Annotated in this window: 26 protein-coding genes; 6 read left to right on the top strand and 20 right to left on the bottom strand. The window is 45.3% G+C overall.

Going from position 1 to position 25,671, the window contains the following annotated elements; all coding sequences use genetic code 11:
* Positions 1–94: 94 nt before the first annotated feature.
* Together G395_RS0101555 and G395_RS0101550 are read left to right on the top strand one after the other, a co-directional pair.
* Complete coding sequence (locus tag G395_RS0101555; protein WP_026628444.1) at positions 95–1,570, top strand: sodium:solute symporter; 1,476 nt, start codon at positions 95–97, stop codon at positions 1,568–1,570.
* A gap of 283 nt (positions 1,571–1,853) precedes the next feature.
* Positions 1,854–2,252: a hypothetical protein gene (locus tag G395_RS0101550; RefSeq protein WP_026628443.1), complete on the top strand. Its 399-nt coding sequence runs from the start codon at positions 1,854–1,856 to the stop codon at positions 2,250–2,252.
* Between the two features lie 60 nt (positions 2,253–2,312).
* On the opposite strand, the gene G395_RS0101545 is transcribed toward G395_RS0101550, so the two are convergent.
* From G395_RS0101545 to galE, 7 genes are all read right to left on the bottom strand, one after another.
* A complete protein-coding gene (locus G395_RS0101545; RefSeq protein ID WP_026628442.1) occupies positions 2,313–2,645 on the bottom strand; it encodes an MGMT family protein in 333 nt (110 codons plus the stop codon).
* Positions 2,629–3,228, bottom strand: a complete 600-nt coding sequence (locus G395_RS0101540) for a DUF3109 family protein (protein WP_026628441.1) — start codon at positions 3,226–3,228, stop codon at positions 2,629–2,631. The genes G395_RS0101545 and G395_RS0101540 overlap by 17 nt, the downstream gene beginning before the upstream one ends.
* A gap of 5 nt (positions 3,229–3,233) precedes the next feature.
* Entirely contained in the window at positions 3,234–5,753 is a 2,520-nt protein-coding gene (locus G395_RS0101535; protein WP_229203908.1) for a LysM peptidoglycan-binding domain-containing protein, read from the bottom strand.
* 50 nt (positions 5,754–5,803) lie between these two features.
* Complete coding sequence (locus G395_RS0101530) at positions 5,804–6,445, bottom strand: O-methyltransferase (protein ID WP_026628439.1); 642 nt, start codon at positions 6,443–6,445, stop codon at positions 5,804–5,806.
* A gap of 41 nt (positions 6,446–6,486) precedes the next feature.
* The gene (gene rfbA / locus G395_RS0101525; protein ID WP_026628438.1) at positions 6,487–7,353 is read right to left on the bottom strand and encodes a glucose-1-phosphate thymidylyltransferase RfbA; all 867 of its coding nucleotides are present in this window, start codon (positions 7,351–7,353) and stop codon (positions 6,487–6,489) included.
* Positions 7,354–7,415: 62 nt separating this feature from the next.
* Positions 7,416–8,471, bottom strand: a complete 1,056-nt coding sequence (gene rfbB, locus G395_RS0101520) for a dTDP-glucose 4,6-dehydratase (protein ID WP_026628437.1) — start codon at positions 8,469–8,471, stop codon at positions 7,416–7,418.
* On the bottom strand, positions 8,468–9,487 hold the full coding sequence (gene galE / locus G395_RS0101515; RefSeq protein ID WP_026628436.1) for a UDP-glucose 4-epimerase GalE: 1,020 nt from the start codon (positions 9,485–9,487) through the stop codon (positions 8,468–8,470). Before galE ends, rfbB begins: the two co-directional genes overlap by 4 nt.
* 179 nt (positions 9,488–9,666) lie before the next feature.
* Between galE and G395_RS0101505 the strand changes: the two genes are divergently transcribed.
* Positions 9,667–10,515, top strand: a complete 849-nt coding sequence (locus G395_RS0101505; protein WP_026628435.1) for a transglutaminase-like domain-containing protein — start codon at positions 9,667–9,669, stop codon at positions 10,513–10,515.
* Position 10,516: 1 nt separating this feature from the next.
* Here G395_RS0101505 and G395_RS0101500 read toward each other — a convergent pair whose 3' ends face one another.
* Positions 10,517–11,146, bottom strand: a complete 630-nt coding sequence (locus G395_RS0101500) for a 4'-phosphopantetheinyl transferase family protein (protein ID WP_026628434.1) — start codon at positions 11,144–11,146, stop codon at positions 10,517–10,519.
* A gap of 56 nt (positions 11,147–11,202) precedes the next feature.
* Between G395_RS0101500 and G395_RS0101495 the strand changes: the two genes are divergently transcribed.
* From G395_RS0101495 to folB, 3 genes are all read left to right on the top strand, one after another.
* Entirely contained in the window at positions 11,203–12,105 is a 903-nt protein-coding gene (locus tag G395_RS0101495) for a WD40 repeat domain-containing protein (RefSeq protein WP_026628433.1), read from the top strand.
* Positions 12,106–12,209: 104 nt separating this feature from the next.
* Positions 12,210–13,274 carry a DivIVA domain-containing protein gene (locus G395_RS0101490; protein ID WP_026628432.1) on the top strand — a complete coding sequence of 355 codons (1,065 nt, stop codon included), beginning with the start codon at positions 12,210–12,212 and terminating at the stop codon, positions 13,272–13,274.
* Positions 13,275–13,280: 6 nt separating this feature from the next.
* On the top strand, positions 13,281–13,631 hold the full coding sequence (gene folB / locus G395_RS0101485) for a dihydroneopterin aldolase (protein ID WP_026628431.1): 351 nt from the start codon (positions 13,281–13,283) through the stop codon (positions 13,629–13,631).
* Between the two features lie 110 nt (positions 13,632–13,741).
* Here the strand turns inward: folB and G395_RS0101480 are convergent, their stop codons facing one another.
* From G395_RS0101480 to G395_RS0101425, 12 genes are all read right to left on the bottom strand, one after another.
* A complete protein-coding gene (locus G395_RS0101480; RefSeq protein ID WP_026628430.1) occupies positions 13,742–14,953 on the bottom strand; it encodes a saccharopine dehydrogenase family protein in 1,212 nt (403 codons plus the stop codon).
* Between the two features lie 92 nt (positions 14,954–15,045).
* The gene (locus tag G395_RS0101475) at positions 15,046–16,251 is read right to left on the bottom strand and encodes a PQQ-dependent sugar dehydrogenase (protein WP_051349920.1); all 1,206 of its coding nucleotides are present in this window, start codon (positions 16,249–16,251) and stop codon (positions 15,046–15,048) included.
* 57 nt (positions 16,252–16,308) lie between these two features.
* Entirely contained in the window at positions 16,309–17,673 is a 1,365-nt protein-coding gene (locus G395_RS0101470) for an alkaline phosphatase family protein (RefSeq protein ID WP_026628428.1), read from the bottom strand.
* Positions 17,666–18,868 (bottom strand): metabolite traffic protein EboE, encoded by a 1,203-nt coding sequence (gene eboE, locus G395_RS0101465; protein WP_026628427.1) that lies wholly within the window; start codon positions 18,866–18,868, stop codon positions 17,666–17,668. Before eboE ends, G395_RS0101470 begins: the two co-directional genes overlap by 8 nt.
* Positions 18,865–20,028: a 3-dehydroquinate synthase gene (locus tag G395_RS0101460; protein ID WP_026628426.1), complete on the bottom strand. Its 1,164-nt coding sequence runs from the start codon at positions 20,026–20,028 to the stop codon at positions 18,865–18,867. Before G395_RS0101460 ends, eboE begins: the two co-directional genes overlap by 4 nt.
* Positions 20,029–20,068: 40 nt before the next feature.
* The gene (gene eboC, locus G395_RS0101455) at positions 20,069–20,938 is read right to left on the bottom strand and encodes a UbiA-like protein EboC (protein ID WP_026628425.1); all 870 of its coding nucleotides are present in this window, start codon (positions 20,936–20,938) and stop codon (positions 20,069–20,071) included.
* Position 20,939: 1 nt separating this feature from the next.
* On the bottom strand, positions 20,940–21,965 hold the full coding sequence (locus G395_RS0101450) for a TatD family hydrolase (RefSeq protein WP_026628424.1): 1,026 nt from the start codon (positions 21,963–21,965) through the stop codon (positions 20,940–20,942).
* A gap of 11 nt (positions 21,966–21,976) precedes the next feature.
* Entirely contained in the window at positions 21,977–22,825 is an 849-nt protein-coding gene (locus G395_RS0101445; RefSeq protein ID WP_051349919.1) for an EboA domain-containing protein, read from the bottom strand.
* Between the two features lie 209 nt (positions 22,826–23,034).
* Positions 23,035–23,664: an MgtC/SapB family protein gene (locus G395_RS0101440; protein ID WP_026628422.1), complete on the bottom strand. Its 630-nt coding sequence runs from the start codon at positions 23,662–23,664 to the stop codon at positions 23,035–23,037.
* Positions 23,665–23,750: 86 nt separating this feature from the next.
* Positions 23,751–24,083 carry a type II toxin-antitoxin system RelE/ParE family toxin gene (locus G395_RS0101435; RefSeq protein ID WP_026628421.1) on the bottom strand — a complete coding sequence of 111 codons (333 nt, stop codon included), beginning with the start codon at positions 24,081–24,083 and terminating at the stop codon, positions 23,751–23,753.
* A complete protein-coding gene (locus tag G395_RS0101430) occupies positions 24,073–24,309 on the bottom strand; it encodes a hypothetical protein (protein WP_026628420.1) in 237 nt (78 codons plus the stop codon). The genes G395_RS0101435 and G395_RS0101430 overlap by 11 nt, the downstream gene beginning before the upstream one ends.
* A gap of 56 nt (positions 24,310–24,365) precedes the next feature.
* On the bottom strand, positions 24,366–25,655 hold the full coding sequence (locus G395_RS0101425; protein WP_026628419.1) for an aminopeptidase P family protein: 1,290 nt from the start codon (positions 25,653–25,655) through the stop codon (positions 24,366–24,368).
* Between the last annotated feature and the right edge of the window lie 16 nt (positions 25,656–25,671).

Genomic DNA, 25,671 nt, shown 5'->3' with positions numbered 1-25,671 from the left:
AGCAAATCTAAACAAAAACGCAGATTATCGGAAGTTTTAAGGACCTTTTAATCAGCTGCTAAAATTCACAAATAACCCACTATAAGCCGCTTTAATGAATCCATATATATCTCTGGCCATCCTCGTTGCTTATTTCGGGATGCTTATAACAGTTTCTATTTACACATCCAGAGGGGCGGATACCAATACATTTTTTACTGCAAACAGGCAGTCGCCGTGGTATCTGGTGGCTTTCGGAATGATCGGGACCTCTTTATCCGGCGTAACGTTTGTTTCGGTTCCGGGGGCGGTTGTGAACATTCAATTCTCGTATTTTCAAGTTGTTATAGGCTACATTCTGGGTTATCTGGTGATAGGGACAGTGCTGATGCCGCTCTATTACCGTTTGAACCTTATATCCATTTATTCCTATCTCGAACAGCGCTTCGGTTTCTGGTCTTATAAAACAGGCTCGGGATTCTTTTTACTTTCTCGTACAGTTGGCTCAGCAGTAAGGCTTTATGTCGCAGCACAGGTTTTGCAGCTCGCATTGTTCAAGCCATTGGGGATTCCGTTTGAAGTGGCTGTGGCGATAACCATCTTTCTGATCTGGATCTACACATTTAAAGGCGGTGTCAAAACCATTATTGTGACAGACACATTACAGACCTTTTTCCTCATTACAGCCGTTATCCTGACCATTATGCTCGTTTCCAGTGAGCTTAATCTGGATGGTTTCGGCGACATCTGGAACCGCGTGCAGACGAGCGGCTATTCCAAGATTTTCTATTGGGACACAAATGATCCAAAGAACTTCTTCAAACAGTTCTTTGCCGGGGTCTTCATTGCCATTGTTATGACCGGTCTGGATCAGGATCTGATGCAGAAAAACCTGACTTGTAAGAACATTGGTGAGGCGCAGAAGAATATGTTCTGGTTTACGATTGTGCTCGTGATCGTTAACTTTTTGTTCCTTTCGCTCGGTGCGCTGCTTTACGTATATGCGGAAGCGCAAGGAATTCCGACACCTGCCAAATCGGATGATTTCTATCCAATGCTGGCCCTGAACCACTTAGGTCTGGTTGTTGGCATCACATTCTTGCTTGGCATTACGGCAGCCACCTATGCCAGCTCCGACTCTGCCTTGACTGCATTGACCACAGCATTCTGCATCGATTTCATGAACATTGAGAAGAGGCCGGAAGCGCAGCGCTCGACCATTAAATTTTGGGTCCATATCGGATTTTCGGTAGTGTTTTATCTGGTTATCCTGATTTTCAATAAGCTTAACAGCAAGGAAGTGATCACAGCGGTGTTTGATCTGGCAGGTTACACTTACGGACCTTTGCTGGGATTGTTCTCTTTCGGGGCATTCCTCAAAAGACCTGTGAAAGACAAATGGGTTCCGTTGGTTTGCGTTTTAGCACCCATCATTACCTACATTATCAATGATCACTCTGCTGAGTGGTTTAATGGTTATAAATTCGGTTTTGAGCGGCTTATCATCAATGGCTTGATTACATTCATCGGCCTGTGGTTGCTGCATGATCCCAAAGCGAAACGCTACACCCCGAATCCTCTTGTGAGATAAGAGATTTAAGTGTTCTTCCAAATCAGGACAAAAAATATAATCTTGGTTTTGTATAACTTCTAAACCGTTCGGTTTTACCTGATGATGTTCGGTTATGAACAGCTTTAAAAATTGACCATAGGCTCGTAAAGTTTTCGAAAACCATGTTAAGTATCTGAAATATAAGTGGTTATATCAAGGATGTGCCAGTGAAATTTTCTCTGGAAATGGATCTGGCACATCCTTTTTTATATATAGTTCAACCGTGCAGATGTACGGGCATAACAAGAAAACTATATTAGCCATGAAAATTTCAAACATTTCAAATCTGTTCTGCGCATTGGCGCTCACTTTGTCTCTTGCATCATTTACAACAGACAAGAAGAAAAACAACGAAGAAAAGACTGCTGCAAATGCAGTAGCTTTTGACGCCGCTCTTTACAAAATAAGGGAAACTAATAAGGTTAAACTTTCGGTAAACAAAGCAGCTGACGAAAAGCTGAGAATCACCTTAAAGGACAAAGGCGGAAACGTCTTCTACTCCGAAGTTTTTGACAGCAATGATGCAAAATACCGCCGCGTCTTTGATCTGGAAGAAATGAATGACGGAGTTTACTACTTTGAATTGTTTTATAACAAAGAAAAACTGGTAAAAGAAGTGCAGATCAAAAGCACCAGTGAAAAACTGATCTCCCTGCAATAACATAAGGTTCAAAAATTGAAAAGGCTCTTTGTCCGAAATGGACGAAGAGCCTTTCTTTTGTTAACTAAGTTCCTTTTCAGGATCCCAAAAGTATTTTTCCCAATGCTGAATGCGGCCGTCCCGAACTTCAACACCTTCACTTTCAAGTTGCTCCTGCATGGTGGTAGGCGTCTCAAACAGATGCCGTGCGCTTAGTTCACCTTGCTTATTCACCACCCGGTGCGCAGGAAGCCCGTGTTCGGTATAACCGCTGCTCATGGCCCATCCCACCATTCTAGCGCCACGTTTTGAGCCCAGGTAAGCTGCAATTGCTCCATATGAAGTAGCACGGCCCGCCGGGATTTGCCTTACTACATCGTAAACATCAGTGAAAAAATCATTTCCCTGCTTCATGTTCTCTTAGTCGGCTTTCTTTACGCTCCTCAATTTCCTGCGTAAGCTGGTTGTACCATTTGGGCCCATAAGCACGGATGAGCGGATCTTTCAGAAACTTATAAACCGGAACACCCAACTCCTGACCGAAGCTGCAGGCAGGACTGCATATCTCCCAGCGATCGTAATTGAGCGCGTGATATTGTTCGTATTTAGTAACCCTTATCGGATACAAATGGCAGGAAATAGGCTTTTTGTAAGCAATTTTCCCATCGTTATAAGCTTGCTCAATGCCACATTTCAAAATGCCTCTTTCGTCATAAAGGGCATAAGCACATTCCTTTCCATTAATGATAGGGGTTACATAATCGCCGTCCCAATCTTTGGTATATGTTCCTTCTTTCGCAATTACATCTTTGCCTGCCTGTGTCAGATAGGGCTCAACGTGCGGGTAGATCTCATCCAGAATAGCAAGTTCATCTTCGTCCAGCGGCGCACCCGAATCCCCCTCCACACAGCAAGCACCTTTGCATTTGTCCAGATTGCAGACAAACAGCTGGTCTTCAATGTCATCACTAATACATGTATTGTCAATGAGTATCATATCAATTATTGTTGCGGGATTTTTAGCTTTTGTCCCACCATAACACTGTTTCCCGACATATTGTTTAATCGCTTAATGTCTTCCACGTTTGTGTGGTAAGTTTGGGAAATGCGGAAGAGCGTTTCACCGGCAGCCACGGTATGCGTTTGTGTTCCCGAGGAGCGCGAGCCTGACGACGGGGCAGCAGCAGCAGGCGCTTCTGAATCCATTCTTCTGACTCTCAAACGCTGTCCTGACTTCAATGGAGAAGCGCCACTCAGATCATTAAGATCATATAATTCTTTCACAGACAAGCCGTAAGCCTTGGAAATGCTGTAATAGGTTTGTCCGCCCTGCACCACATGGTATTCACTTCCTGAACTGGCCGCTGTGCGGGTTTCGTGCTTGATTTCTTCGGGTGTTTTGAATGTTTCAGCAGGCTCGGTGCGAACCACTGTGATTTTTTCAGGCTCCTGGTTGGTTCTGGCCGGCGTTTCTTTTGCTGGCGCAGCGCTCGCTGTTTCCGTAGGCGCCCCCTTGCTTACATTGAGCCGCTGGCCAACGACCAATCTGCCCGGTGTATTTTTATTCAAAGCGATGAGCTCTCTTAATGTCAGGTTGTATTTGCTGGCAATGCTAAAATACGTATCGCCCGATTGCACAGTATGGAACGAAGCTTTTTCTGTCGCAGCCAGCTTTTCCGGTGCAGCCGTTTTAGGCTCTGCAGCGGCTTCTTTCGCAGCTCTTTCCTCTGCCGCAGCCCTTTGTTTCATATATACCGAAGTTTCGGAAGTAGCACGCGTATCGTTGGGTGTAACCACTTTGGAAGGAGACGAGGAAGTTGCCACAGGCCGTTCCTCGGCCGATTTGAAAGACGTATCCGCATTGTCCTGCGTGATAATTACAACGCGATCACCCGCTTGCTGGCTCACCGGCTCAGTAGGAACCGATGCAGGAACATTTGTAGCTGTTTTTACGGATGGATTCGTTTGAATGTTGGCAGCAGCAGGCGTGGCAGCTGCAACCGGTGCATTCGTTACCGGAGGATTCACTGTGGCTGGTGCGCTGGCCGTTTCTTCTTTCTTTTCAACCAACACAGGCGTATATTTTCTCCGTCCCGATGGTTTGTCAGGAATTACATTGGTATTAGCTGCTGGCGCGGCGGCGATAACATCCTCTTTTTTAGCAATAACCGAATCCTTTTTGCCAGGTGATGGTTGTGGCGGTGCAATAATCTCTATCGCCTGTTTTTTAGGTCTCTTTTTGGTCAAAAACAAAACCTGCCCGGTCTGGATCGGATAGTTGCGGCTTGTTGTGCGGTTGTATTTTAAAAGGCTTACCAAACGGATACCGTATTGCTGGGATACGCTGTGCCAGGTGTCGCCAGGTCTTGCTGTGTGAAATGGTGTGGATGCTTTTTTGTGTTTTTTAGCCAAATAATAAACCTGACCAGGAATCAGCTGCATTTCGGCAACCATATCATTGAAGCGCATAAACTTAGGTGCGCTCATTCTGCCCGCTTTTGCCAATGTTTTGGGCTTATCACCGGCACGTGCCTGGGCTCCTGCTAAACCATTGATTTCATACAGATCCGGACCATTAGGATCAGATGAATTTGCAGGCATTTTTTTCAAAACAGGATAGCCGGTATCCTCGTAAACAGACGCAACAGCGGTTTGCTGAGGCGGCAATGATAATTTTTCACGAACGGAAGCAAGCTGATCGGCCGGGACCGGGATCGTTACCAGATATTGGCGGTCGTTGGGGATTTTATCGTCCGTCAGCCACCTGTTGAAACTTTTTAGATCGGCAGAAGAGACGCCCAATGATGCAGAAATATCATCGAGTGTTTTACCCTTGCCATAATCCGCTTCGAGAAGCACCAGTTTGTTAGCTGTTTTATGTTTCTCAATACCAGCTTCCAACGCGATTTTATGTGCAAAAAACCGCAGCATATAGCGGTCCGTTTTACCAGTCAATGTCACTTCCCGAGCATACGCCCAGTCGGCCGGAACCACCTTTTTTACACCGCCTGCTCCCTGATAATAGGAGTAAAGTGTTGTAACCCAGTTATTAAATTGCTGATTATTCTTTTTCAGATACCAGGCTGCCGCGTGTGTGGAAGCGCTGATGTTTTTTCTTTCATCTACATCATTATCAACCCGCAGATTCAACTCCCTCGCCGTCTCCGGCTTGAATTGCCAGTAACCCACCGCGTTGGAAGAAGACACAACGTCCGGGCGGAAAGAACTTTCCTGAACGGCCAGATATTTGAAGTCAATAGGAACTTCTTCATCCATTAATATGCCCTCGACAATAGGAAAATGAAGCACGGCGCGGTCCATTTTTTCTTCCCAAAACTTCTTATTGGACATCAGGTTTTTTACATCTTCTTCAATAATGTCCTGGGCACTCCTGTCCAGCTTAACATTAATTCCACCAAACGAAATGCTGGAAGGAATCTCCGGGTAAGCTTGGGCAATGACGTTGCTGTTGGCAATAAGCAGCAGCATCCAGGCAACTGTAATGTACTTGATGTTATTCATGAAAGTCCTGGCCATAAATTGTAAATGCTTGGCTGAATGTGTTTTGTGAATTATAATTTCTGGAGAATCATCAACCCATCCCGGATAGGAAGCAGAATGTTGGAAACGCGGCCGTCGTCGTGAACCATTTTGTTGAAGTCCAGTAACGCTTGGGTATCCTTGTCAATTTTGATATCGTCCTGAATTACCTTGCCGCTCCAAAGAACGTTATCGGCAATTAAAAAACCTCCAGTACGCACTTTTTCTATGCAAAGATTAAAGTAATTCGTGTAGTTGATCTTGTCGGCGTCAATAAAGATCAGGTCAAAGGTCCCGTTCAGTGTTGGTATAATGTCGGTTGCTTTACCGATCTGATAATCAATAAAATCGGCGAAAGGAGAATGGGCGAAAAAGCGGCGCGTGAAAGTTTCCAGCTCTTCATTAATGTCGATGGTGATCAGTTTACCGCCTGCATTCAGTCCTTCGCAAAGACATAACGCAGAATATCCCGTATAAGTACCGATCTCGAGAATGTTGTCCGGACGGATCATCCGGGATATCATCGACAAAAATCTGCCTTGAAGGTGCCCGGACAGCATACGCGGGTTAAGAATGTTTGCATGCGTCTCCCGATTCAAAGACTTCAGCAATGCACTCTCATCCTCCGTATGTGCTACGGAATACGCCTCAATTTCCTCTGCCAGAAACTTCATTTTTATCTTAATGCTTGACTAAACGCAATGTGCCAGTCAAATCAGACATTGGCAACGATGCGTTCCAAATAGGTTCCATAACCACTTTTTACCAATGGTTTGGCGATTTCACGCAATTGTTCTGCATTGATAAAGCCCATCCTGTAAGCGATCTCCTCAATGCAGCCTACCTTCAAGCCCTGGCGCTCTTCGATTACCTGAACGAACTGTCCGGCTTGCATCAGCGACTGGAATGTGCCCGTATCAAGCCACGCAGTTCCACGGTTTAAAACGCCCACTTTAAGTTTGCCGCGTTCCAGGTAAACCCGGTTTACGTCTGTAATTTCCAGCTCGCCGCGTGGGGAAGGAGGGATCGTTTTGGCGATCTCCACCACATCATTATCATAGAAATAAAGGCCCGGAACCGCGTAATTGGATTTAGGTGCCTCAGGTTTTTCTTCAATAGAAAGCACATTATTGGACTTATCAAATTCCACAACGCCATAACGCTCAGGGTCATGCACCTGATAAGCGAAAATCACGCCCCCATCCGGGTCATTGTTGGATTGCAGCAGCTGGGAAAGCCCTGAACCGTAAAATATGTTGTCGCCCAGGATCAGGGCAACTTTATCATTTCCAATAAAATCTTCACCGATAATGAATGCCTGAGCAAGTCCGTCGGGGCTTGGCTGCACGGCATAGGTAAATTCGCAACCCAGGCGGCTGCCATCTCCTAATAATTTCTCAAAATGCGGCAGATCGTGAGGTGTTGAAATAATCAGTATTTCACGGATCCCCGCCAACATTAAAATCGATAACGGATAGTATATCATTGGTTTATCATAAACAGGCATAAGCTGTTTACTAACTGCCAATGTCAATGGGTGCAACCTAGTCCCGGATCCACCGGCCAGAATAATTCCTTTCATTATGAGATCGTTGGTAAGCGTAAATTAATGAGTTGTCCCTGCTGACTACGCGTCTGGGTGAACTATCTGTCCGAATACATTTCGGTGTAATATTTCTGGTAATTGCCCGAAGTGACGTTATTGAGCCATTCCTGGTTGTTCAGATACCAATCTACCGTTCTTTCCAGTCCTTCTTCGAATTGCAGCGAAGGTTTCCAGCCAAGTTCGTTAGAAAGTTTGGTTGCGTCGATCGCATAGCGCAGGTCATGGCCGGCGCGGTCTGTCACGTAAGTGATCAGTTTTTCGGTTTCCCCTTTTTCACGGCCCAGTTTTTGGTCCATAATGCTGCAAAGCAACAAGACAAGGTCGAGGTTTTTCCACTCATTATGGCCGCCGATGTTGTAGGTTTCGCCGTTTTTGCCATCGTGGAAAATCACGTCAATGGCAATGGCATGGTCTTCTACAAAAAGCCAATCGCGGATATTTTCGCCTTTTCCATAAACAGGAAGTGGTTTTTGCTGGATAATGTTGTGGATCATCAGCGGGATCAGCTTCTCTGGGAAATGGTTTGGTCCGTAGTTGTTGGAGCAATTGGAAATAACAACCGGCAATTTATAAGTATTGTGGTAAGCCCTTACAAAATGGTCCGAAGAAGCCTTCGAGGCCGAATAAGGCGAACGCGGATCGTAACTTGTTGTTTCAGTAAAGAATGTGCCCGGATCGTGCAGTTCACCATAAACTTCATCCGTAGAAACATGGTAAAAACGACGGCCAGAGAAATCATCTTTCCATGCTTTTTTAGCAGCGTTCAAAAGGTTCACCGTTCCTACCACATTGGTCATTACAAACGACATTGGATCGGAAATAGAACGGTCCACGTGCGATTCAGCCGCTAAGTGAACGATGCCATGAAAATCATTTTCACTAATCAGTTTGTCAATGAATTCAGCATCAACAATGTCGCCCTTTACAAATGTGTAGTTAGGCGCGTTCTCAATGTCTTTTATATTTTCAAGGTTACCCGCGTAGGTGAGGGCGTCGAGGTTGTATATATGATAATCGGGATGAAAGTTTACAAAACGGCGCACTACGTGTGAACCAATAAAACCTGCACCACCTGTGATTAAGATCTTTTTCATTGTTGAGCTGTTATTTTTAGTTGCCAATTCCATGCGTCTTTCAAAGCATCCGCCATGGTTTTTTCGGCATGCCATTTCATTACATTATTCACTTTATCAGACTGCGCGTAGATTTTTTCAACATCTCCTTCGCGGCGCGGCCCGATAGTATAATTCAGTTTCACACCATTCACTTCTTCAAATGTGTTGATCAGATCAAGAACCGTGTAACCTTCGCCAGTTCCAACATTGAAGACATCATAGTAGTCTGTTTCCTGTTGTTCACCCAAAAGTTCAAGTGCTTTCACGTGTGCTTTTGCAAGATCCACAACATGGATAAAATCGCGGATGCAAGTTCCGTCCGCCGTGTCGTAATCATTTCCAAAAACCGTAAGTGACTTGCGAAGTCCGGCGGCAGTTTGCGTGATAAATGGCACCAGATTGCTTGGAACGCCATTCGGAAGCTCGCCGATCAGGGATGATTCGTGTGCGCCGATGGGATTGAAATAACGAAGTGAGATTGCTTTTACACCGGATTTGGCATACACATAATCACGGATAATGTCTTCTCCGATCGCTTTGGTATTACCGTAAGGTGAATTGGCAGGCTTGCGGGGCGTGTTTTCGGTTACCGGGATCGCATCTGGCTGACCGTAAACTGTACACGATGAAGAGAATACGAAATTGGGCACTTTAAATTCCTGAGCCGCACGCAATAGAACAAGCAGGGAAATCAGGTTGTTTTCGTAATAATTAAGCGGCTTTTCAACCGACTCGCCAACGGCCTTGTAAGCTGCAAAGTGAATGATGCCGTCAAATTTCTCTTTTTCAAACAGCGCCTTGATCTTTTCAGAATCATTGCAATCGATTTCATAAAACGGAAAATCCTTGCCGGTAATTTTTTTTATCCCTTCCAGAACGCCGAGATTTGAATTGTAGAGATTGTCGACGATGACTGGCTCAAATCCTGCTTTATCTAGCTCAACAACAGTGTGAGAACCAATAAAGCCGGCTCCTCCCGTAACAAGAATTTTCATGTGCTCTTTGCTTAATTTAATAAAATATTGTGGTATAGATGATGGAAAAATAGAAGCTGAACATTCGAAATCTGCTCCGTTAGCCAGCTTTTTTTCCGGGCAAAAGTAGAAAATTTGATGTCCATAAAAAAAAAATGTTTTTATTTATCCGTTGGTTGTTAAATGCAGATTTGAGGAAAATGAACCAGAGAGAAATTAAAGCACTGATATCCTTGCTTGATGACGAAGATCATGAAGTGAGCCAGCATGTGGAGGGGAAAATCTTGTCGTTGGGTGGCAATGTCATACCATTTCTCGAAACCGAGTGGGAGGAAAGCTTCAACCCGATTGTGCAGCGTAAAATAGAAGAACTGATCCACGAATTGCAGCTGAGCATCATGATTGAACGCTTGCAATCGTGGAAAAATGGCGGTGCGCTGGATTTGCTGGAAGGAATGTGGATCATTTCGACTTACCATTATCCGGATCTTTCCATGGAAAAACTCCGGACCACGATTGAACAGCTTTATTACGACATATGGATCCAGTTTCAGGAAGAAATGAATGCTGTGGACCAAATCAAGCGTATTAACAGCATCTTTTTTGGGGTGATGAACTTTGCGGCGAACACCAAGAATTTTCATTCGCCTTCCAATTCCATGGTCAATGTTGTGCTGGAAAGCCGGAGGGGAAACCCGATCACATTGTGCGTGATCTACCTTTTAATAGCCAGAAGGCTGGGAATGCCCGTTTATGGCGTGAACCTGCCGAATCTTTTCGTGCTGACTTACAAAAACGACAAGACGCAGTTTTATATCAATGTCTTTAACAGGGGAATTATTTTTTCCAAAACAGACATTGACCATTATATCGCGCAGCTCAACATTAAGTCGAAGGAAATATTTTACCAGCCTTGTACAAACCTCGAAATCGTGCAGCGGGTGTTGCGTAACTTGATTTTATCTTACGAAAAAACGAGTGAGCAGGATAAAATAAAGGAAATTGAGAAGATCCTGAAGTCAACATTGGACGATATGCCTGAATTATAGGCTATAATGCAATCGCCAGGCAATGTTGATCAAACCACCTGACAGTGATATTGGCCTCAATATCCCTGCCCAGATCTGTCAGCCTGCCCTTCAATAGTAATGCGTCTTTGTCAAAAGGTTCTATAAATATGGAATCTTTGAAACTGACCTTTTTCTTGCCGTATAACTTATATAGCGCCTCTTTTGCACACCAATACATGCATAGGAGTGCAATTTCATCGCCGGCATGCTCAAATTCCGGTTGAGATAGATATTTTTTGGAAGTGCGCTGCAGCTTCGCGTCCATTTTCTCCATATCAATGCCCACAGCCGCAGGCGGATTAATGGCAACGGCAACAAAATCGTTGGTATGGGTGATGGAAATGTGCGAATCGTTATCGATCAGGAATGCCTTGCCGTGCTCATCCTTGTAAGTCCCGATGTAATTAATATCAAATTGTTCAGCAATAATCTTGATCAGCAGCCTGCTGGCCAGCCACTCACGCAATTTTTGCGGATGCGTGATCGCTGAAAGTTCATCCGCATTATAGGCATAACCCAGCGTTTCTTTGAGCTCCGTTTCGGTTTCGGTAAGCTTCCAAAGCAGCAGTGTACTTGACTCTTCGATCATTTCGGAATGAACGAGCGGCATAATTATTCTGTTTACAATTTCTATTTTTGACGCTCAATCCCTATCGCAAGCAAAGCATGAACATTCGCAAAGTAGATACTTTTTCCGGTCATAGAGACAGTGTTTATACAATTATTTCTGACAACACTTCTCATGGCTTTTACTCTGCTGGCGGCGATGGTTTTGTAATCCAATGGGATCTTAATAAACCCGATCTGGGAAATCTCGTCGCCCGCGTGGGTGTTTCGGTATATGCATTAGGTCTTGAAAAAGAAAACAATGCACTTTGGATCGGGCAAAACTACGAAGGCATCCAGGTGCTCGACATTGCTGAAAACAAGATTGAAAAAACCTCAAAGATCACCACAGCGCCTATTTTTGACATTCAGTTTTTTGATAACAAAGCATTGATTGCATTGGGCGACGGTGTAATTGTGGTCATGGACATTGCTTCTTTCGCGGTTCAGAAGCACATTAAGGTTTCCGAAAAGAGCATCCGCACCATTGCGATTAACCATGAAACACGGGAATTTGCGGTCGGTGACAGCGATTTTAATGTCAATATCTTCGATTTAGACGGCTTTGTGTTAAAAAAGACGATCCAATCGCATGGTAACTCAGTATTTTCCGTTAAGTATTCACCGGACGGCAAATATCTGTTTACAACGGGCCGGGACGCACACATCAAAATATGGGACGTAAATGATGCCTATGGGATGGTTTTAGACATTCCGGCACATTTATATGCGGTCAACGACATTAGTTTCAGCCCCGACCGCACATTATTCGCCTCCTGCAGCATGGACAAATCGGTAAAGGTTTGGGATGCTGTTACTTTTAAACTCAAAAAGATCATTGATCGTGCCAGGCATGCAGGGCATGGGACTTCGGTTAACAAACTGCTCTGGACGAGCTATGAAAACCAGTTGATTTCATGCAGCGACGACCGAATGATTTCGGTTTGGGAAGTGGCTGAATAGTATACTTATAATATGGGATTATTGGTAAATACTTTGAAAAATGATCCATATATCTTTAACTTACACGACCGTTTTTAACTAAGTAACAAAGCATAGATTGCATCATGAAAATTTCCGCTATAGACATACGCAAGCACACTTTTGAAAAGATTTTCAGAGGTTATGACCCGGACGAAGTAGATGCTTTTCTTAATTCGTTGTCCCAGGAATGGGAGCGTTTTTCAAGCGAAAACAGTCTTTTGAAAATGCAGCTTGAATATGCTGAGAAGGAGCTTAGCAAGCTAAAAGACATTGAATCTACGCTGTTCAGAACATTAAAAGCGGCAGAAGACACCAGCAAGCTGATTGAAAAAGAAGCAAATGAAAATGCTGAAAAACGAATTGAAGAATCCCGGACAACTGCCAATGATCTGGTAAGCGAAGCCGAAAACAGGACGAACCTGATCATCCGCGAAACGGAGGACAGGCTGAAACGTTTCAAAGAAGATTTTGCTGCCGAAGTGAAGTTGCAGGAACGCGATTTCCGTGCAATAGAGAATTTCAGGGATAACCTGATTGTGCAGCTTTCGTCGCTGGCGAATAACACCATTGAAACGGTGGAAAGGTTTGAGCAGAAATATGATAAGCAGTCCGTTTTGAATAAAATGGAAGAGATCAAGCAGCATATTTCTGAAATTGAAATTCCTAAGAAAGCTTCGTTCATCACGGAGCCAAGAGTTGTTCCAGAATTGGAAGAATTGTCAGATGCTGAGGCGGAAGTGGTTTTGCATGATGATAAACCTGAGGTTTTATTAGAAGTTGTTGATGCGGAAGAAGAAGTGGTTGTTGATGAAGAAGAAACATTTGTTCCGCAGATAGCCTATGAAGATGAGGAACCGGAAATGTTGAATGAAATCGTTGAAGTAGAGTCGGAAGCTTTCTCCGAACCGGAGCCTGTTGAAGAAGAAATTGCATACCGATTAAAAGAAGAGCCAAGAACCGCAGCTGAGGACTCGGCAGCAGCATTGGCTGAACTGCAGCGCACGGCACGCGAGCGCGAAGCGGAGCTAAACAGAACGGAGCGAGTAAGGGAAAACGAGCGGGTTAGAGAAAACACGCCGGTCAACCGTCCACGCGTTCCTGAAAACCAGCCGAAGAAAACCGGAGGTTCATTTTTTGATCAAATCTAGAATACATTGGGAACAATAAGCCTTGAAGGTCTGGAGTTCTTTGCATACCACGGCTATTATCCTGAGGAGCAACGAATTGGAAATAAATATGCACTAGATATCATCATCACAGCCGATTTTATCAAGGCTGCACAAGAAGATAAGCTAAGCGAAACAGTCAACTACGAAACGATCTACCAAATCGCTTCCAAAGTAATGAAAGAACCAGCCAAGCTGCTGGAACACATCGGTTTTACAGTAATCGAAAAAATAAGGGAACATTACCCGGTTGTGTCAAACATCACAGTCAAAGTCTCCAAGTTCAATCCTCCGGTAGGAGGGGTTTGTACCAGGGCGATGATTACTATGGAAGGGTAGAGTGGAAAGCTGAAAAGTCAACAACCCCTGTCAGCCTGAGCGGAGTCGAAGGCACGTTACCAAGGAGTAGCGTGCCTTCGACTCCGCTCAGGCTGACAGGGGATATTAATTTAATACTCATGCGGCAGCGGAACATTAATCCGCTCATTCCAAGGCAACCCATGCTGGTTTAGCAAGTCCATAAATGGATCCGGGTTAAGCTCTTCTACATTATAAACGCCTGGCTTCATCCATTCCCCGTTGGTCAGCATCAACATTGCGCCGATCATGGCTGGGACGCCGGTTGTGTAACTTACTGCTTGTGCGCGTACTTCACGATAGCATTCGGCGTGGTCGCAGTTGTTCCAAACGTAGTAGGTTTTTTCTTCACCACCTTCGATGCCTTTAATCTGACAGCCGATGGATGTTTGTCCTGAATAATTTTCTCCCAACGAATCCGGAGCGGGAAGCACAGCTTTCAAAAATTCCAGCGGAACAATGTCCATTCCGTTGAATTTGATAGGCTTAATGCTGGTCATACCCACATTTTCGAGCACATTTAAATGCGTAATGTAAGCTTGTCCGAATGTCATCCAGAAACGCGCGCGCTTCAATGTCGGAAAGTTTTTTACAAGGGATTCCAGTTCTTCGTGGTAAAGCACATAACTTTCCTTTGGTCCGATCCCGGGATATTCGATAGGCTTGTGAATGGACATGGCAGGAATTTCAATCCACTCACCATTTTCCCAATAACGGCCTGGCTGGGTAATTTCACGAATGTTGATCTCCGGATTGAAATTTGTAGCAAATGCTTTCCCATGATCACCTGCATTACAGTCGATGATATCCAGGTAATGCATTTCATCGAAATGATGTTTATTGGCATACGCGGTGAAAACCTGCGTTACGCCCGGGTCGAAGCCGCAGCCCAAAACAGCCATTAAACCTGCCTCTTTAAATCTTTCCTGATAAGCCCATTGCCAGCTATATTCAAATTTGGCAACGTCCTTGGGCTCATAATTGGCTGTGTCCAGATAATGTACACCCGTTGCCAGACATGCCTCCATAATCGTCAGATCCTGATAAGGCAAAGCAACATTGATCAGTAACTTTGGTTGAAAACGTTTGATCAAAAGCACTGTTTCTGCGACGATATCTGCATCAACTTGTGCCGTTTGAATGGTGACACCGTGCATTTCCTGAATTTCAGCAGCGATTTTATCGCACTTCGATTTGGTACGGCTGGCCAGCATAATTTCCGTAAAAACATTGCTGTTCAGCGCACATTTATGGGCTACAACACTTCCAACCCCACCTGCACCAATGATCAGAACCTTAGACATTTTGTTTCGTTTAAGTTAAAAGACTTCCCAGGGTTTGAAACCTGGAAAGTCTTGTCGAATATCCCGCAAAGATAGAATGACCGCTTAAACTTTCAATTTAAATTTCCGTTAACCAGCTTCATTATCTTGCCTTCACCATAATTCAGATAGTAAACCTCACCGCTCAGATCTTGCGCAAAGGAAGAAATAGCGCCTTTGCTTTCAAACAGCATGGCATTGCTCTTCTTTTTGTCACCATCCAGTTCCAGCGCCCAGATTCTTCCGGTGGCAAAATCACCATATATGTACTTGCCAGCCAAGCTTTTAATAGATTTTCCCCGATAAACGTAGCCTCCGGTAATGGACCTGTCGCCATTGCTTTGGACATAATCATGGATCGGTTCGATGAGGCCCTGTCCATTGCAATTGGATGAAGGCTCGTAGCAATCCACACCTTCTTTAAGCTTCCAGCCGTAATTTCCACCTTTGGTAATGATGTCAATTTCTTCGCGCTTGTTCTGTCCTACATCCCCCGCAAAAAGGCGACTATTATCCATATCAAAGCTGATCCGCCAGGGATTCCGCAGGCCATAAGCATATATTTCAGGCAGGAAACCATCATTATTCCCTACTGGATAGGGGTTATCTGCAGGAATGCCATAATTGCCTTTTCCGGTCCCGTTAACATCCACACGAAGGATTTTTCCCAGCATGGATTTGCGATTTTGCGCATTATTTTGCGGATCACCGCCGCTGCCGCCATCGCCTGTGGCAATGTATAAAAAGCCATCCTTACCAAATTGCATCGAGCCGCCATTGTGGTTATCATAGGGCTGGTTAAATGTAAAAAGAACCGTTTCGCTGGAAGGATCGGCGCGTTCAGCTGCGGCTGTGGAGGCTTTGTAACGTGCTATGACGGTTTTTAAAGGATTTCCGGCCGTGTAATTAAGATAAAAGAAGCCGTTGGTCTTGAAATCCGGATGGAAAGCTAGCCCGAGCAGGCCACGTTCTCCGCCATCCTGCACTTTGTTTTTTATATCTAGAAAAACAGCGCTGCTTGAAACAGTCGCATTGTTTTGAAAAACCCTGATAACGCCCGACTGCTCAACAACGAAAAAACGGGTGCTATCTCCGGGAATCTGCTTCATATCCACCGGATCTACAAATTTCAAGGCAGGGAACGCATCTTTGGTTTTAAGGGTCGTATCGGCGTTTTCGATTGTGCCGGGGTCCTCTGTAATGTCCTTATCCTTGGAACAGGAAGTGGTTGTGACGCCTAGTAACAGAAGGAAGAATATTGGAAAAGAATAAAGGCTCATGACGTTGAAGTTTTATTTAACAACGTTATGAGCCTTTATTTGTTTCAGCAAAGTGTTTTAAGTCAGATGCTTCCAGATTACATTGTAAACGTCCACTGCTTCGATCTCGGATTTTTCGGGAGCAGAATCCGTAACCAGGATCGGATAATATTCTTTGGGGACATGAATGCTTCCGTGAGAGCCTTTTACCAATGTTGCGTCAAGCGGGATGACGTCCATTAAATATCTAAAACCCATTAATTTACGTGCTAACTTATATCCGGCACGCAGCTTGATCAGTGGGTTTTTCGGGTCCATAAACATTTCCACAGGATCATAGCCAGGCTTCCGGTGAATATCTACCAAATGCGCGTAATCCGGCGCCTTGGCGTCGTCCAGCCAGTAGTAATAGGTAAACCAACTGTCGGGTTTGGCCATAACAACCAGGTCGCCAGCGCGTTCGTGGTCGATGTGATATGCTTTTTGTGCTTCTCTATCTAAAATCAGATCAATGCCCGGGACTTTCTTCAATGCATTGATAACCTGATCTTTCACTGACTCATCATTCAAATATACATGCGCAATCTGGTGATCCGCAGTAGCAAATGCTTTGGAAATTCCCGCGTCCAGCAATTCATACCAGCGTTCCGTCCGAACCGAAATCAAGCCTTCATTTCTTAAAATCCGGTTGATATGGATCGGGTTGCTCACCGGATTGATGCCATATTCCGAAAGCAAAATGATCTTGGCATTGCGTGCTTCGTAAAACTGGATCAGCTCCGCAACCACGTCGTCGATCTCTTTCAGCTCGTTGCTGATTTTGGAAAAGTCAGGCCCGAATTTCTGTAAACAATAATCGAGGTGCGGCAGGTAAATCAGCGTTAATGTGGGATTATGCTTCTTTTCGACCCACATGGACGAGTCTGCGATCCATTTTGTAGACTTAATGTTGGCATTAGGCCCCCAGAAATTAAAGAGCGGAAATTGACCCAGATCTTTTTGCAGCTCATCCCGCATTTCGGGCGGGTAGGCGTAACAATCGGGCGCCTTCACGCCATCTGCGTGATATTGCGGGCGCGGTGTTACCGAAAAATCGGCGGTTGAGTACATATTATACCACCAAAACATCTTCGCGCAAGTGAAATTAGGATCCAGCTTTTTGGCCGCATCCCAGATCTTTTCCCCTTTTACAAGCTTGTTGGACTGTTTCCAGAACTTAATTTCCGAATCCTCACGGTCATACCAGCCATTCCCCACGATCCCGTTTTCAGCGGGCCATTTACCTGTAATGTAAGTGCTTTGAGATGTGGTCGTGACGGCAGGAAGAACTGGCTTAATCGGAGTTAAATGTCTGTTCTTTAAATATTTGGCAAGGAACGGAGTATGTTCACCGATCAGGTTTGCACTTAAACCTACGATGTCAATAACGACTGTTTTATTCATAACTAAGTATTTTCTTCACCCATTCAATTTCACGGACGATTGAATCGCCAATGGGTTTCTGCATATCTTCCGGCAAAACGCCCCAGGTGTAGGTCTCAACTTCCAAAAATGACGAAAAAGGCTTTTCCCGGTGAATAGCAAGTGTTTTAATGATATCGCCCTGTGTCGATTCCAGCACGCCATAGGAATGGATAAAAAGCGGAACGTGGAAATGGACGCGCCATTCCTTCTGCTTATCATTCCAGTCCGTTAATGCTTCTTTCAGGTCAGGATAATGGGTTTTCGTTTCGTCTTCATTCAAAGCCACAACCTGATGCAGGTAAACGGGCTCGTCGAATGTTTCAATCGCTTTGAGCTTGATCTCCTTTTCATTTGAAAAATTAACCTTCAAAGCCGAACTCACCTGGATCCTGCCCACCTGAATTCCGACCTCATCAAGCGAAGCCAGGATTTCTTCGGGATTTTCATAACCCACCGCTGCATGACAAATGTCGTAGCAAAGCTGAATGTGCTTTAAGATAATGTCCCTGCCTTCCTCGGAAGTTACATTGTATTTGTTTGATAGATAAGCAGTTCCTCTTGGTAAAAGCACATCTCGATACCATTTTACGAAATCAACCGCGTTGTCCAGAATGCCATCAGGCTCCGGTTCAATGTCGAGATGCAGCAGCTTGCCGGTTGTTTTTTCAATTTTGATCAGCTCGTCCAGCAATTGCAGAATGTGATCGGTTGCCTGCTCGGTAGCATTGATATTTTCCTCCATCGTTGTCCACCACAAGCGGTAAGACAGCGGTGGCGTAGAAACTCCTCCATGCATTCCTTCCGGAAGCAATTCGGAAAGAATATTAAAAAGACGGATTGTATAGTTCAACCGATCCGTCGTTGTCCAGTCGGGTGTATGCACATTGTCCTTCACCACGGTGTTATGGAAGCCGCCATAAGGAAAGCCGTTGATCACAAAAACATACACATCCTGTTCTTTCAGCCAGTTTTTGAATTCCTGCAAAACCTCCGGCTTGCTCAGTTCCACAGACGCTTCATTCGCAACGCGAAGGCCAAGGCCAAACGACTGCCCGGGCGCCAGTTGCTCCCTGATGTATGGAATGTTGTCTTGCAGCGATTTAAAATGGTCAGCCCATTTTTCACCGGGATGAATGTTGCTGCAATACGTTAAATGTCCATAAGGCGTGATCATAATGCATGAATGATTTTTGTTCCTTCCAGATAATCAACCGATTGTGCGATAATGTCGGCATCCAGCTCATGAACTTCGACACCCTTTCCTATTTTTTCCAAAAGCATAATGGTAAGCCTTCCCCCCAAATGCTCACGGAACTCGTTCAGGCCATTACGCAGGTTTATTTTATCGTTTTCAGACAGTTTTGGATGAAAAAGGTCAAAACCTAATTTTCCCAGAACATCCAGGATGCGGTTCAGTTCTGTTTCTGACAGCTTCCCGATTTTGGCAGCATAAACACAATCCAGCGCAATGCCAATCGCCACCGCTTCTCCGTGCCGCACCTGAAAACCAGTCAGAAATTCAAGCTTATGCGCTGCCCAATGACCGAAATCAAGTGGCCGCGAGGAACCGAATTCGAAAGGATCGCCGCCTGCGATATGGTCGGTGTGCATTTCTGCGCAGCGATGGATCAGATAAGCCATAGCTGCCTCATCGCGGTTTGCCAATGCGGAAGTGTGTTCTTCTATCCATTCAAAAAACGAAGCGTCCTTAATCAATGCAACCTTGATCGCTTCCGAAACGCCACCGCGCCAGTCGCGGTCATCCAGCGTTCTTAATAAAGTCAGATCGTTGAATACGGCAACCGGAGGCGCAAATGTGCCCAGGAAGTTCTTTTTGCCACGGGAATTGATGCTGTTTTTAACGCCAACACCGGAATCGTTTTGAGATAAAACCGTTGTCGGGATGCGGATCAGTTTAATGCCCCTGTGTGAAACAGCGGCTGCGTAACCGACCAGATCCAGCACCGCGCCGCCTCCTATGCCAATGATAAACGAGTGTCTGTCAATGCCATAAGTGTCAACCGCTTCGACAAGGCTGTCGAAAAGGGCCGGATCATTTTTACAAGCTTCACCGCCGGGCACGATAATGATTTCCGGGGCAAGCTGGATATGAGAAACCGATGCAGCAAAATAGGACTGGATCTGGTTGGATAAATCGGGATGATATTGAGCAAACCCCTCGTCCACAATCACTAACGCCTTGCGCTGGAAGCCCTGCTCGGTGTATTCGTTGAAAAAGTCTTGAAGCAAAGGGTTTTTGGTATCAAATAAATTTTCGGTAAAGAATACAGAATAATTGTATTCTACCTGGAAACGCTGTTGTATGGTTTGCATTGAAATCGACATTGAACACGCAAAAAAGAAATTTTTAACACTAAGTTACCGCAAAAACCTTTGCTAAAAGCATCGATAAGGGCAATAACGCCAAAACCAGCAATGCCAGCGGCCAAAGCCCAAAGGCAACGCACCACGAAGCATTCATCACTATAAGAGAAATAACGCCCGCCTTCACTGCCTTACCAATTAACGGCCCGACGGGATTTTGCATTGCATTCCATAAGGGCCTGAATATGAGCCAGGCATGTAAGAATATAAAAGGTAATGTGTACAGCAGGTTGCCGTGTTCATTAGCAAATTTTAACTGGGCAAACAGCACAACTATATATAGAAGTGCCGCAATGTAAAGCGTCGTTTTTTTGCCGCCGTGCACCTCATCCTGGCTGATCAGCGTGATGGCACCAATGTATAAGATGGGAAAAATGGCAATCCAGGACCATTGCTGCAGCGATTCGGGTAGTACACTCATGCCTAAAATCAGGTTGCCACCACGGCACATGCCCATTGTTAATGGTCCTAAAATCCGGCTGTGCTTCGCAAAACGGTTGTAAATCACGGTTAGCAATGCCACCACAATGGCGATCATCCCGCTTAATGCACTGAACATTGTAGCAGCGAGCACGCCAAGGAAAAGCAATGTTAAACCCATCATCGTCGCTGATCTCAGCGGCACTTTCCCGCTCGGGATAGGACGCTCGGGACGCTCGACAGCATCGAGCTTGGCGTCGAAAACATCGTTCATCACCACGCCGCCGCCGTACAAACCCATGGTTGAAATGAGCAGCAGGGCAGGGTTGTAATCTGAAAAAGTAAATTGTACAATGGCCATTCCCGCAAAAATGTCGGTGAATGCGGTTACAACATTAGCAGGACGGGTTAGCTGCAGATAGGGTTTTATGCTGCTCACTTTAATTGATAACTAATGAATCTTTGGCCGGCACAGGTTGCTGTCCGCCTCTCAAAATGCTGTTTCCATGAAACTTTTCAGTATGGTCAATGGCATAACCCGACTCAAAATCAGTCACATCGATCTGTCCGCTTTTGCCAAATGCATCAATTGCATTTTGGTAAGTAACCAGGCGAATTGTTTCATCTGAAATGCCACGCATTTTCATCAATGCAGCCGTCTTAGGAATGGCCAGCGGATCTGAAATGCCCCAGTCGGCCGCCGAATTGACCATAATGCGCTCAGGACCATATTGTTCCACCACTTTTACCATGCGCTCATTGCCCATTTTGGTAAAAGGATAAATGGTAAATGCCGCCCAAAAACCTTGGTCCAGCACACTTTTGACCGTCTCTTCGTTATTATGGTCCACGATCACCCACGAAGGGTCGATGCCGTGTTCCAATGCAATGGCCATGCTGCGTTCCGTTCCTTTTTTCTTGTCGCGGTGCGGCGTGTGGATCTGAACTGGAAGCTTGGCTTTTTTTGCAAGTTCCAGCTGCAAACGGTAATATTTTTCTTCGGCGGGCGTCTGGTCGTCAAAACCAATTTCGCCCACGCCTACGACGCCTTCTTTGTAAATGTATAAGGGCAGAATTTCCATCACCTGCTCAGCCAGCGGCTCATTGTTCGCCTCCCGGGAGTTAAGCCCCATCGTGCAATAATGTTTAATGCCGAATTGCGACGAGCGGAACCTTTCCCAGCCCACCAGGCTGCTGTAATAATCCTTAAAGCTCGAAAGCCCCGTACGCGGCTGCCCAACCCAGAATGCAGGCTCGATCAATGCCACAATGCCGGCCTGATGCATCGCCTGGTAATCGTCGGTTGTCCGCGAAACCATGTGGATATGCGGGTCAAAAAAGCGCATTCCTTTGATCAAATCTTTGTAGTCGTTCCAGGCGATGTCGCGGTGTGCAGGCGTTGCCGTCTCTTCGCTGTCTTCAAAATGCGAAGGATTGGGTGCTATATCGTTATTATTTAGGCACATAGGTTTAGGTGTCAGTGTTCAAGATCAGCCCAGGTCAAAGCGCCGGACTTAACCGATTTTTCAAGGTCAATATATTTTGCCAAAAGATAATGGGCCGGGGCAAGTGAGGAATCATTGCAAGCCAATGCAGCAGCTTTGCGGTCATCAACATGTTCCGAATCAAATAAATGCTGCATATCAGCGAGTAATGTTGTATTCATAAACCTGCCTGCCAGTCGCCAAACCTGCGCCGGAACGCTCCTTCCTGCCACCCACCGTTCGTGCGCGAAGTCGGAAAGTGTCATCGCAAGTTTCTCGTTTGCACGATTGTCGAGGCCTTCTATGAAATGAATGGGCTTATCATTGAATATGGTTTTCAAAACCAGCTGGTTCCAGGCCAGTTCGCTGAAATGTTTCTCCGGGTAAGGGTTATACAATGCTATGGCGTCAAAAACGAAGCCCATATTGGAGCGGACCGCATCGGTGGCCCTGAAAAGCCATTGGTCCGGGTAAGAAAGCACGGGTAATGCAGCATAAAGCGCCACCAGTTCATTCATTTCGGCCGTGTCGAAGAGCGTTTCAATGTTTTTGACATACTCCTCTTTGTCCGAAGGATCAAGCTGGGTCAGTAACCAAACCCTTGCAAGCCGGACCAGCGACCAGCCTTCCACCGAAAATCCGGGGATTTCGGCATTCAGCGCAAATTGCTGATCTTGATTTATGGAAATGATCTTTTTGGAAAGAAACCTGGGTGCCGCAACGAAAGCCGTCATCAAATCCATCCGGCTCGACGCAGCTCTGTTTTGTAGCCATTCAGCCTCAGATTCAGAGGTGTTGAGGACGATGATATCCCAAAGATTCTGTTTTATAATATCGGACATAACGAAGCAGTAAAATTCCGATTTACGCGGGCTGTGGCTTTGTAAATCATTCTTGAATGTGGGTTATATTAATGATAAAGTTTTTTTTAACTATAAAGTTTCCCTCTACCTTGTTATAACGCTTTCCCGCTTTTAAAAAGACGCATGACAAGGGTTTTTATACGCGTTTTTAATTAAAATCTAATGTTCCCGCTCTTGGCGGAAACGGATCAGAAATCAAATTCGATGATTCCCTGGTCATTCAGCAAATGATGCGTCAGCTTATCGTGTTTCTTTTCTGAGCCCTGTAATGTCCAGCTTCCCGTGATCTGTCCGCCGGAACGGCTCTGCGCGCCTTGAAGAATTGTCAGGTTATGCTCTTTAAACAGTTCCTCATACAGTTTCAGCGTCTTTTTCTGGTAAGGGCATACGACTCTGTAATTGCGGATCTGGCTTTTTTTGCGAATGAATTTCTGGATAGGGGCGAGGATCACCAGGGATAGCCCCGAAATAACGAATGTGGCAATGGTAATCGCGTAAAAACCAGCACCGATGCCCATTCCTATCGCCGCCGTCACCCATACAATGGCAGCCGTTGTAATGCCTACGACCCGGTTATTTTCCCGGAAGATAATCCCGGCACCGATAAAGCCAATCCCTGTCAGAATGTTCGCCGCAATTCTTCCCGCATCTGCACTGATCTTGATGGAAAGGATTGTAAACAATGTCGATCCCACCGCAATCAGGATCATGGTCCGCAACCCCGCCGACTTACTCCGGTATTCCCGTTCCGTGCCGATCACAGCTCCCAGCAAAAAGGAAGCTAGCAGCTTATAAATGTCTTCGGGCAAAAACTCCATTTTCTAAAACCAAAGGTTGTTAAATAACCAAAAGCCGGAAAGACGCTAAATCTCCCGGCTTTTAGTGAAATGTGACTGTTATATCATTAACTTCTTTCAATGGTTCGAAGCAAATCGGTCAGCTCTTTTGCATGGATATTATCTTTTTCTGCCTTGTCATAAACGCTAAGTAGCACAACTTCTTCTTGCATAGTAAAAATACACGTTATCACCCTTGCCCCGCCACTCTTTCCTCTGCCTTTGCTTTTAATGGCTAATCGAATTTTAAAGCAGTCCTGACCAATCGGTGTGCCCTGTGCAGGGTTATCGGAGAGATTTTCGCCGAGCTTAAAAACGTCCTCTTTTAATGAAGCGTATTTTTTAGCAAGTCGCTTTAATTCTTTTTTGAAGTGTGTGGAAACAATTAGTTCATAGCTCATTCAAAACGTCTTTAAGAGGCCATGTTTTTAATGTTCCTGCCTTCAAAGCAATGTAATCCTGCTTCAAGTTTTCAAGAATCTCAGCTTTGGTCGGTTCATCTTCATCCAAGGTTTCCTCTTGAATAACGGTAACCAGTTTTTCACGCTCCGGCCTTGGCAATTGTCTTACCAGATCCACGAGCTGCTGAAATGACAACGGAATGTTAAAATTGATTGTGTTTTCCATTTGCTTTCAATTTGATCTGAACAAATTTACAAAAAGAATGCGTCAAAGCATTCAACTCAACGGTTCATCAGCTCCTCAATTTCCTCCGCTTCAATCGGGATATGTTCCATTAAATCCAAGTTCCCGTTTTCTGTAATCAGAATGTCATTTTCCAAACGAATGCCAAGGCCCTCTTCCCGAATGTAAATGCCAGGCTCACATGTAAACACCATCCCGGGCTCAAAACGGCGGTATTTGTTGCCTACGTCGTGAATGTCCAGACCCAGAAAATGGGAAGTTCCGTGCGGGAAATATTTCTTGTAGGCAGGCGTTTCCGGATCTTGTTTGGCGATGTCATCTTTGGTAATCAGCCCCAGCCCGATGAGCTCACTTTCCATGATTTTGCCGACTTCCAGATGGTATTCATCCCAGATATTCCCTGTAACCAACATTCCCTTTGCCGCTTTGAAAACGCGCAAAACCGCATCATAAACATCGCGCTGCCTTTTTGTAAAGCGACCATTCACCGGAATGCTGCGCGTCAAATCTGCTCCGTAGTTGGCATATTCTGCCGCAACGTCCAGTAAAAGCACGTCACCATCTTTGCAGGGCTGGTCATTTTCAATGTAGTGCAACACACACGCATTAGCGCCCGATGCAACGATCGGCTGGTAAGCAAAGCCTTTGGAACGATTGCGGACAAATTCATGGAGCAGCTCAGCCTCTACTTCGAACTCCTGCACATCAGGTTTTACGAATGTCAATAACCGTTCGAAACCGAGTTTGGTAATGTCACATGCTTTTTGAAGTAACTCAATTTCTTTGGGCTGCTTAATAGCCCTAAGCTGATGCATTAAAGGAGCCAGCCTTGCCAATGTATGGATAGGATATTTTTTCCTGAATTCATTTACAAACCGGGTCTCTCGCGTCTGCACCGGAGAATCGTTTCTGGTGTGTTCATTCGTATTTAAATAAACCTGATCCGCTTCAAAAACAATATTGCGGAAAACGGTTTCGTATTGATGTGTCCAGTAAATGGTTTTGATGCCCGTTACTTCCCTGGCCTGCTCTTTGGTCAGCTTCTCTCCTTCCCAAACGGCAATAGTTTCATTGGTTTCCCTCAAAAAAAGGACTTCCCGAAGCTTTTCATCGGGATGTTCGGGAGACAGGACGAGGATTGTTTCCTCCTGATCCACGCCGGTTAAGTAAAACAGATCCGTACTTTGCTTGAAACCCATTGTGCCGTCTGCATTCGTAGGCATCAGGTCATTGGAATTCAATATAACCAGGGATTTTGGCCTCAATAATTGGGTTAGTCGGCGGCGGTTTTCTATAAAAAGCTCCTTGCCGATGGGGGCGTAGCGCATAGGGGTTAAATTTTGT

The organism is Dyadobacter alkalitolerans DSM 23607, assembly GCF_000428845.1.
Taxonomy (GTDB): Bacteria; Bacteroidota; Bacteroidia; order Cytophagales; family Spirosomataceae; genus Dyadobacter; species Dyadobacter alkalitolerans.
The sequence above is the reverse complement of the archived record's forward strand: the minus strand, read 5'-3'. Positions and strand labels throughout refer to the sequence as shown.

Bases quoted from the DNA above. Each gene is read 5' to 3' on its own strand.
- G395_RS0101450 (WP_026628424.1), bottom strand. From the start codon at position 21,965: ATGTGCCTAAATAATAACGATATAGCACCCAATCCTTCGCATTTTGAA.
- G395_RS0101530 (WP_026628439.1), bottom strand. From the start codon at position 6,445: ATGAAGTTTCTGGCAGAGGAAATTGAGGCGTATTCCGTAGCACATACG.
- G395_RS0101480 (WP_026628430.1), bottom strand. From the start codon at position 14,953: ATGTCTAAGGTTCTGATCATTGGTGCAGGTGGGGTTGGAAGTGTTGTA.
- G395_RS0101475 (WP_051349920.1), bottom strand. From the start codon at position 16,251: ATGAGCCTTTATTCTTTTCCAATATTCTTCCTTCTGTTACTAGGCGTC.
- G395_RS0101500 (WP_026628434.1), bottom strand. From the start codon at position 11,146: ATGCCGCTCGTTCATTCCGAAATGATCGAAGAGTCAAGTACACTGCTG.
- G395_RS0101430 (WP_026628420.1), bottom strand. From the start codon at position 24,309: ATGGAAAACACAATCAATTTTAACATTCCGTTGTCATTTCAGCAGCTC.
- G395_RS0101495 (WP_026628433.1), top strand. From the start codon at position 11,203: ATGAACATTCGCAAAGTAGATACTTTTTCCGGTCATAGAGACAGTGTT.
- G395_RS0101550 (WP_026628443.1), top strand. From the start codon at position 1,854: ATGAAAATTTCAAACATTTCAAATCTGTTCTGCGCATTGGCGCTCACT.
- G395_RS0101545 (WP_026628442.1), bottom strand. From the start codon at position 2,645: ATGAAGCAGGGAAATGATTTTTTCACTGATGTTTACGATGTAGTAAGG.
- G395_RS0101470 (WP_026628428.1), bottom strand. From the start codon at position 17,673: ATGAATAAAACAGTCGTTATTGACATCGTAGGTTTAAGTGCAAACCTG.
- rfbB (WP_026628437.1), bottom strand. From the start codon at position 8,471: ATGAAAAAGATCTTAATCACAGGTGGTGCAGGTTTTATTGGTTCACAC.
- rfbA (WP_026628438.1), bottom strand. From the start codon at position 7,353: ATGAAAGGAATTATTCTGGCCGGTGGATCCGGGACTAGGTTGCACCCA.
- G395_RS0101490 (WP_026628432.1), top strand. From the start codon at position 12,210: ATGAAAATTTCCGCTATAGACATACGCAAGCACACTTTTGAAAAGATT.
- G395_RS0101555 (WP_026628444.1), top strand. From the start codon at position 95: ATGAATCCATATATATCTCTGGCCATCCTCGTTGCTTATTTCGGGATG.
- G395_RS0101535 (WP_229203908.1), bottom strand. From the start codon at position 5,753: ATGAATAACATCAAGTACATTACAGTTGCCTGGATGCTGCTGCTTATT.
- eboE (WP_026628427.1), bottom strand. From the start codon at position 18,868: ATGATCACGCCTTATGGACATTTAACGTATTGCAGCAACATTCATCCC.
- G395_RS0101435 (WP_026628421.1), bottom strand. From the start codon at position 24,083: ATGAGCTATGAACTAATTGTTTCCACACACTTCAAAAAAGAATTAAAG.
- G395_RS0101425 (WP_026628419.1), bottom strand. From the start codon at position 25,655: ATGCGCTACGCCCCCATCGGCAAGGAGCTTTTTATAGAAAACCGCCGC.
- G395_RS0101445 (WP_051349919.1), bottom strand. From the start codon at position 22,825: ATGTCCGATATTATAAAACAGAATCTTTGGGATATCATCGTCCTCAAC.
- G395_RS0101505 (WP_026628435.1), top strand. From the start codon at position 9,667: ATGAACCAGAGAGAAATTAAAGCACTGATATCCTTGCTTGATGACGAA.
- G395_RS0101540 (WP_026628441.1), bottom strand. From the start codon at position 3,228: ATGATACTCATTGACAATACATGTATTAGTGATGACATTGAAGACCAG.
- G395_RS0101440 (WP_026628422.1), bottom strand. From the start codon at position 23,664: ATGGAGTTTTTGCCCGAAGACATTTATAAGCTGCTAGCTTCCTTTTTG.
- galE (WP_026628436.1), bottom strand. From the start codon at position 9,487: ATGAAAATTCTTGTTACGGGAGGAGCCGGCTTTATTGGTTCTCACACT.
- G395_RS0101460 (WP_026628426.1), bottom strand. From the start codon at position 20,028: ATGCAAACCATACAACAGCGTTTCCAGGTAGAATACAATTATTCTGTA.